Annotated in this window: 6 protein-coding genes; all 6 read right to left on the reverse strand. The window is 38.0% G+C overall.

The window, feature by feature from the left end; translation table 11 throughout:
* Nucleotide 1: 1 nt before the first annotated feature.
* Entirely contained in the window at nt 2–1,420 is a 1,419-nt protein-coding gene (narH, locus tag K357_RS0105115; RefSeq protein ID WP_028257757.1) for a nitrate reductase subunit beta, read from the reverse strand.
* Nucleotides 1,410–5,093, reverse strand: a complete 3,684-nt coding sequence (locus K357_RS0105120; protein ID WP_028257758.1) for a nitrate reductase subunit alpha — start codon at nt 5,091–5,093, stop codon at nt 1,410–1,412. The genes narH and K357_RS0105120 overlap by 11 nt, the downstream gene beginning before the upstream one ends.
* 557 nt (nt 5,094–5,650) lie before the next feature.
* On the reverse strand, nt 5,651–7,132 hold the full coding sequence (locus K357_RS0105125) for a DASS family sodium-coupled anion symporter (protein WP_028257759.1): 1,482 nt from the start codon (nt 7,130–7,132) through the stop codon (nt 5,651–5,653).
* A gap of 122 nt (nt 7,133–7,254) precedes the next feature.
* Nucleotides 7,255–8,118 (reverse strand): DMT family transporter, encoded by an 864-nt coding sequence (locus tag K357_RS0105130; protein ID WP_028257760.1) that lies wholly within the window; start codon nt 8,116–8,118, stop codon nt 7,255–7,257.
* 45 nt (nt 8,119–8,163) lie between these two features.
* The gene (locus K357_RS0105135) at nt 8,164–8,538 is read right to left on the reverse strand and encodes a CGGC domain-containing protein (protein ID WP_028257761.1); all 375 of its coding nucleotides are present in this window, start codon (nt 8,536–8,538) and stop codon (nt 8,164–8,166) included.
* Nucleotides 8,539–9,020: 482 nt separating this feature from the next.
* Nucleotides 9,021–9,202: IS200/IS605 family transposase (locus K357_RS0105140; RefSeq protein WP_028257762.1), on the reverse strand; the 182-nt coding region annotated here is incomplete at its 5' end.

Below are 9,202 nucleotides of genomic sequence, written 5' to 3' on the forward strand. Positions count from 1 at the left end.
CTTAGCACCCCCCTGGGCAATGATAGCCACAACTACCTTGCAATTCTTTCAATTTTTCCTGTGATTGTTCATGCATACCAGCTGGAATATGAAAACGATCCTTATATTTAGCAATTGCCATTAATCGATACATAGCTTCATAAGTAGCCTCATCATATTCTAACTGAGCTGGTAATGCTTCATGCACCTCTTTAGCACGCATAACGGCACGCATATCCAATAACCGTTGTAATGTATTCGCCACTACTTCTACATTGCCAGCACTAAATAGCTCTGCTAAATAGGCTAATGGAATCCGCATCTCTTTTGAGTCTGGCAAGTATACATTTGACTCTACAGCACGCGTAATAGGACTCAATGGTGGCACATACCATACCATTGGTAATGTACGATATTCGGGATGCAATGGTAATGATACTTTCCATTCCTTAATCAGTTTATACACTGGCGAATTTTGTGCTGCTTCTATCCACGCTACTGGAATACCTTCTTGCCGAGCCGCTTCAATAATTATTGGATCATGAGGATCTAAAATAACGTCTAATAAATGATCGTAAATATCTTGTGGATTAGTGACGGATGCTGCCGCTTCTACTTTGTCCATATCGTAGAGTAGTACCCCTTGATAACGAATACGCCCTACGCAGGTATCTGCACAAATAGACGACAATCCATTTTCCAAGCGAGGAAAACAGAATGTGCATTTCTCCGCTTTATTAGTTTTCCAATTATAATATACTTTTTTATACGGGCATGCCGGCACACAATGGCGCCACCCACGACATACATCTTGCGATACAAGAACAACCCCATCTTCATCGCGCTTATAAATAGCCCCTGATGGACACGCCGCTACGCAAGCTGGATTCAAGCAATGATTACAATTACGCGGTAAATATTTCATGAATAGATCTTTGAATTCCATCGTAATAGACTCGGCAAGGTTCTTTAAATTCACATCTTGTCGTGCTGTTTCTCCATTAGCCAAATCGTCTTCCCAGTTAGGACCCCAGTTAATTTCCATACGTTCCTGTGTAATAAGCGAGCGAGGACGCGCAATGGGTTGATGATTTTTTCGTTTAGAATGAATCAATGTTTCATAGTCATAGGTCCACGGTTCATAATAATCATGTAATTCTGGTTGTTCTGGATGAAAGAAAAGTTTAGCTAATCGCAATCCTTTAGAGCCAGATTTTAATGCTAATTTTCCATCCTTTAATTCCCAGCCACCTTTCCATTGCTCTTGGTCTTCCCAATTTTTAGGATATCCAATACCTGGTTTTGTTTCTACATTATTAAAATACATGTATTCCGCACCTTCGCGGTTAGTCCATACATTCTTACAAGTAATGGAGCAAGTATGACAACCGATACACTTGTCAAGATTCATTACCATGGACACTTGTGCCTTAATCTTCAAGCCAATCAACCTCCTCCATTTTACGAGCAATTACATACATATCACGCTGATTTCCTGTAGGTCCATAATAGTTAAATCCATAGCTTAATTGACCATAACCACCAATCATATGTGTCGGTTTCATATGAATACGAGTTGGTGAATTATGCGTACCACCACGAGTACCGGATAGTTGAGAGCCAGGCACATTAATATGGCGATCCTGTGCATGGTGCATAAATACAACGCCTTCTGGAATACGAGGAGACACCGCCACTCGTGATGTGACAACACCATTATGATTGTACAATTCTACCCAATCGTTATCTTTAATATCAATTTTAGCGGCATCGATTTCACTCATCCATACAGTTTGACCACCACGGAATAATGTCAATAATTGTTGACTATCAAAGTACATACTATGCGTACTCCACTTATTATGCGGTGTTAAATATTTCAATGTAATTTCTTTAGTGCCACCAATAGCATGTTTCATAGGTGCATAATCTAAAATTGGTCGGAAAACTGCTTGTGCTTCTCCATATTCACGCATCATTTCATGATCTAAATAGAAACACTGACGACCAGTAATTGTGCGGAACGGAATCAATTCTTCGACATTATTTGTAAACGGTGTATAGCGACGATTCTGATTACTTCCAGTAAAAATAGCAGACGTAATTGTTTCTCTCGGTTGTACGGCCACCATTTCAAAGGTAAACCGCTCACTTTCACGGTCAGCAGAAAGTCGTGTTAAATTAGAAAGGCCTGTATGTTTTTCCATTTCACGCCATTGTTTAACGGCTACCTTACCATTCGTCGTACTGGATACTCCCATCACAGCATCCGCCGCCTGTTTCGCAGTGAAAATAGATGGACATCCATACGATACATAGTCCTTATTATCAATATATCCATTACGTCGTCCTACTTCTTCGTAGAATTCTTGAGAATCCCACGTCATCGTTTCAAAACTCATCTGCTTAGAAATATTGGGTCCCAAACCAATCCATTTTTCGTAAATCTGTTTAAAATCACGTTCTACTGTTACTAGTTTAGGCATTGTTTTTCCTGGAATCGGTTCACAATCACCTTTACTCCAATCTTTAACTTGACCATTCGGTTGTGCAATTTCTCCTTCACTATCATGACCTAATGGCACTGCTACTACATCTTTGTAAACTGGTAAATCCGATTCTTTTGCCACCTTAGAAACAGCTTGTGCTAAGGTTTTGAAAATTTCCCAATCTGTTTTCGACTCCCATAAAGGATCCACTGCGGCCTGGAAAGGATGTACAAACGGATGCATATCGGTGGAAGACAAATCATCTTTTTCATACCAAGTTGCCGTTGGCAAAACTACATCAGAATATAACGCTGTACTAGCCATACGAAAATCTAAATCAATTAATAAATCAAGTTTACCTTCACCAGCGCCACCAGGTACATTAATTTCTTCTTCACTACGCCACTTAATTTCTTTCGGTTTCACTCGGCTTTCTTCTTCTGCAAAAGCACCATGTTTAGTACCTAACAAATATTTCATAAAGAATTCATTCCCCTTAGAGGACGAACCTACTAAATTAGATCGCCAAACAAATAAATTGCGTGGGAAGTTTTCTGGCGCATCAGGATCTTCTACTGAAAATTGCAACGTTTTATCCTGTAAACTCTTGACAATATAGTCAGCTACACTCATATTCTGAGACATGGCTTCATCAGTTAATTGTTGACCGCCCTTATTGAAAGTCGGATACGATGGCAACCAACCTAATCGTGCGGCCAACACATTATAGTCACCAGGGTTTCTATAGCGTAAGGAGTTGCTTTCTACAGGAGATACTAAATCTTGCATATCCATTTCATCATTACGCCATTGTCCTGTAGCAAAGTAATAGAATGATGTGGAGTTTTGTAACCGCGGTGGTTTTTGCCAATCTCCAGCTTTCATAATGGCGCCCCAACCTTCTTGAGGGCGAAGTTTTTCTTGCCCTACATAGTGAGCCCATCCACCACCGTTACGGCCTTCGCAACCGCAAAATAGTAATAAGTTTAAGATGGTTCTATAAATAACATCTGCATGGAACCAATGATTGATACCTGCGCCCATAATAACCATGGTACGTCCATTAGTCTTAATCGCATTATCAGCAAATTCACGAGCTGTATGAATCACAGTTTCTGCTGGCACACCAGTATATTTTTCCTGCCAAGATGGTGTATATGGTATATCATCTTCATAGCTGCGAGCTACATCACCGCCAATGCCACGGTCCACTGCATAATTAGCCATAGTTAAGTCAAACACAGTGGTAACTAACCGTTCTCCATTAACTGTTTGAATTCGTTTTACTGGTACAGGCCGTTGCAATACGCGGCTTTCACGTTCATTACCAAAGTAGGGTAAATTAATCGTCACTACTGCATCCCGATGGTCTAAGATAGATAACAATGGTTTAATCGCTTCGCCTGTATCGGAATTTTCTTCACGAAGATTCCATTTTTCTTTACGGTCCCAACGATCGCCCATGGTGCCATTAGGAATTACTAATTCTTCAGTCAACTCATCTATTACATAATACTTAAATTCTGCATTTTTATCGTCACGGCCTAAATCATTAGCATTTAAGAAACGACCTGGTTTAAAATAATCTCCATCTACATCGAGTTGTACTAAAAATGGAAAATCTGTAAAGTTGCGAGTATAGGTAGTGAAAAATTCACTTGGTTGTCCCCAATAATATTCATTTAATATAACATGACCCATAGCCATGGCCATGGCACCGTCACTGCCCACATTGAGTGGTATCCATGTATCCGCAACAGTAGTAGATTCTGCATAATCCGGCGCAATGGATACTATTTTAGTCCCTTTATAACGAGCTTCTACTAAAAAATGTGCATCCGGTGTCCGTGTAAGTGGTACATTTGATCCCCAAGTAATAATATATCCTGCATTAAACCAATCTGATGATTCTGGTACATCTGTTTGATCGCCCCATACCTGTGGGCTTGCTGGTGGCAAATCCGCATACCAATCGTAGAATGATAAACCAACACCGCCCATTAATTGTAGGAATCGAAGTCCTCCAGCATAACTTAACATAGATTTAGCAGGAATAACGGAAAATCCAAAATTACGATCTGGCCCATAGGTGATTGCTGTATGCAATAACGAGCAGGCTACTAACTCAGACACTTCATCCCATGTAGAACGAACAAATCCCCCCATACCACGAGCTTGCTTATACTTTTTCTTTTTACCTGGATCGTTAGCAATACTTTGCCAAGCCGCAAGTGCCGTACTATGATTTTTTTTAGCCTCACGCCACAACTCAGCCAGTTCTCCTCTTAAATAAGGGTATTTAATACGATGCGGACTATATAAATACCAGGAAAACGACGCCCCTCTTGGGCATCCACGAGGTTCAAAATCAGGCATAGATTCATCTGTTTCTGGATAATCATGAATTTGATTTTCCCAAGCCACTAATCCATTTTTAACATAAATATTCCACGCACACGATCCTGTACAATTAACACCATGCGTAGAATGAACAACTTTATCAAATGACCAACGATCACGATACATTTGTTCCCAATCACGACCACCTTCATGTAATTGTTGATGCCCATCTTTGGATGTATGAATTGGTACTAAATACTTAAACTTTTGAAAAAGATTACTCATATATATACCCTCCTACTTACTTTTAGTGTACTGAAAATCTCTGATTATGAATGTAACAAATCTCACAAGTATAATATATATCACATTCCATTTAGTAATATCTGCTACTAGTATCGTTACTAATATGCATACATCCTATAGGTCTTGTATTGATTCTCTCGTACAATCTATAACGGGGAAAAATTAGTGATATATGTCACTATCTAACTATACGTAATGTGTATGATGATTCTACTATTGATAGCAACGGTTATTATCTCTATTCTCCCCATATGTATATGACCTACACAAAATAGTAGTAATAAAGCTAAAGAAATCACTAAATTTACATGTATCTATCCCCATCATAGTCTATCCTATTTACTGTGTAATATCATCATGGAGCCACACTACATAACCTAGCTGCACTCCCTAAAAATATCTAAGAAACAAAAATGTAGCCTATATATTCTATACGGATACACATAAGATGCGTATCTAGCTAAGAAATATATAAGCTACATACTGTAGTAACTGTTTTCTATTTAAGTAATACTAATTATTGTACAGGACCTCGATCAGCCTATATACGGTAAAATAAACCGAATCCAAGGAATCCCTACAATGATAAAAATTGCTAAGTAAATAAATCCAAAAATAAATCCAAGTTTCCAAAATTCAGGACCCTTGATAAAGCCACTGGCAAACCAAACTGGACTATGACCAGTACCATAAGGAGTTAATACACCCATTATCCCCATTGGTAATAATAATATGGTCATTACTTCTGTAGCATTAACACCAGGAATTTCTAGTACTAATGCAACAAATAAACCTACCATAGCCGTTACATAGGCGGTTGCTGATGCAAAGAAATACCGCAATACACAAAAGGCAATTAACAAACCTAACATAGCTATTGTCGGATCTAATGATACAAGTGTCCCTCCAGCCATATGGGCTAACCAATTTAAAAATCCCACATTTTTTAAACCACTTGCCATCGGTACCAATGTAGCAAACCAAGTCAAAACATTCCAAGCTGGTTTGTTAGCTAAAAAATCTTGCCATGTAATAATTTTTGTAAGAACCATCAAAATGATAACAATTAATGCAGTAGTGGTTGAATTAATACCAAAATAACTAGAACCAATCCACAATACCAACGCTAATACAGAAATACATGCCATGGCTATTTCGCCAAAACTCATAGCTCCTAATGTACGAAACTCCGTACGAGCCCATTTCGCAATTTCTGAAGAACCTTTGACTTCAGGCTTACATAAAATATAGGCTAATAATGGTGTAATAACAAATAAAATAATACTTACTGGCAATAGAGCCAAGAACCAAGACGTCCAACTCATAGTGACAACACCCGATTTAGCTGCTAATTCGACAGCTAATGGATTAGGTGCTTGCCCTGTTAAAAATATAGAACTAGATACACACGTAGTAGCCAAACTAACCCAGGTCAAATAAGACCCTATTTTTCTAGGATTTTTATCTGGATAACTATCAAACATAGGACAGATACTACTAACAACAGGGTAAATTGTGCCACCACTACGAGCCGCATTACTCGGTATAAATGGGGCTAATATCAAATCCGTTAAAGCGATGGCATATCCTAATCCCAATGAAGATGTTCCTAATTTTTGTACTAAAAACAATGCAATACGACGGCCTAATCCACTATTTTGATAGCCGATGCCAATCATAAATGCTGCAAAAATTAACCACACAATAGTGTTGGAAAAGCCGCTAAGTCCCCAACTAATAGCCGCCGCACTAGTAATAGGAAATGCATTTCCTGTTAATGCATCAATTTTTACCGCTGGCCCTACTCTAAATAATATAGATACGGTGATAGCAATAAGACCTACAAATGCTGGTGGCATTGGTTCTAAAATAAGACCTACTACTAACCCTGCAAAAATGCTAACATACAGCCACGCACCTGCGCCAAGACCTGTAGGAGCACCAATTAGCCAAACAATAACAGCTACCACAACTGGTGCTAACAATTTCCAAAGTGGTACAACTTTCTTTTCACTCATATTTCATATCTCCTTAGAAAAACAGTACTTTCCTAGTATATCAAACTATGAATTGAAAACAAGTTAATTATAATGATAGACTTAACAAAATAATTGCTATCAGTTAGTAATCACATGAATACTTATCGATATTTATTAAATAAAAATAAAGAAATGATAATTAATGCACCACCAATAAAAAATCCCCTATTAGGGAATTCGCCTAACAATGCCCAGCTCATACCAGTAACAATAACAGGTGATAAAAACATAAAACATGTTACATCTGCTGTTTTTTCTGCTAATTCCAATGCATATGCCCATGTAATAAATGCTACAGCACTAGATAAAGCTCCTAAAAAGAAAATCATACCGCCCTCAATCATCGTCACATGCGCTAACTCTTCTATCATAGATGGTATCCATGGTATCCCCATAAAAGAAGCTACAACCATACCCCAAGTAGCAATTGTCAATGGTGTGTATCCTTTCATTGATAATTCACGGCTTAGTATAGTGTAGCCAGCAAAGAGTAACATGCCTAATAAGGTCCATATAGCACCCATTTGTATATATAACATGCCGTCCCATAACAATACAATCCCCACTCCTATGAAAGCTGTTATAATACATAGCCAGCCCATAATATGTAATCGTTCTTTGTAAATACCATAGGCCATACTGGCTACAGTAAGTGGTGTTAAAGCCATAATAATACTAGAAGTAGCTGCTGGAATGGATAGTATGCCGAGACTAAAGACAATTTGATAACCAATATTACCAGCTATCGCTATTCCAATAAATAGTATCCAGTCCTTTCGCCTAGGAAACGACAGGCCTTGTTTACTAGTAACTAGCAATAATACAAGAGCGCCAATAATCATGCGCGCTTCTGCAAGCGAAGTAGCACTTACACTATATATAACATATTTTGTAAAAGGAAATGCTGATGCCCAGAATAAAATTGTTATAAATGCCCATAGTACTACTTGTACTCGTTTTCCCATAATTTTCTCCTTTTTCTATCACACATGTTCATTGCACATCATATCTTATTTAGTTTCTGACGAAGTATGACCATGATTTTTATCTAGTATAATAGCTTCTACACCATTTTTAGAAACAGCACTACCATGTGTATATCCAACTACATTAAAATCTTCTGCTAATCGATGAGCAATGGCCTCGTAATTTTCATTTTTACCACGTGTACATGTCGATAAATGAACAACGTCTACCCCTTTTTTGAGCAATGTGGCAATTTTCTTTTCTAAATCACCACCACTATGCGTCATCGACACCAATTGAATTGGTTCATCCCCATATCGTGCAAAAGCATCTTTTTTATCAAATAATGCGCCTAAACATCCACCACATGAACAACGTTGCATAGTTTCTTCATTGACTAAAATTGCTACTTTTTTCATATAACCTCCTTAATATAACCTGCACGTCTAACAACAGTCTTCCTAGTAACTAGTAATTCCTCTATTCATCACTAGCATCTATATAACAATATAAAAGTACCACATAGTCCTATAGTGTATAGATCAGTACTGTCCTTTTCATTTGTATATTCCAATGTAAATCACATCTAGTAACAAAGGCTCACCATAAACACTCATCTTTCTAACATATAATACAATATAAATACCTCTAATATATATACATTAGGTGATATATTATCAAATCCTTATCTTTTTCGCATAGAAAGTAGTGTATAGTCTTCTATCAATAAAATGTCTCACTCTAACAGTATATAACAATCATAACCACCCGTAGAACGGGTGGTTTGCTCTGACCCTATAAGGGTCTTTCTCTAGTGGTAGCCCTCTAAAGAGGGCATTGAATGATCTGACAACCACTCTATTACCACTGGCTGCCCCCTACTCGGGGGCTTTTCTTTTGCCTATTTTACTGGCTCACCCGTAAACGGGTCGGTATACTCTTTAAAGTTTAATGTATCTTGTGCTATATCTTCTTGTAGTTGATTGCGAATATACTCTTTTATTGCTCCTTCATATCGTCCTACCGTATCCACATAATATCCTCTACACCAGAAATGTCTATTTCCATACTTATATTTTAAAT

Origin of the sequence: Veillonella montpellierensis DSM 17217 (assembly GCF_000426745.1) — a bacterium.
GTDB lineage: Bacteria > Bacillota > Negativicutes > Veillonellales > Veillonellaceae > Veillonella > Veillonella montpellierensis.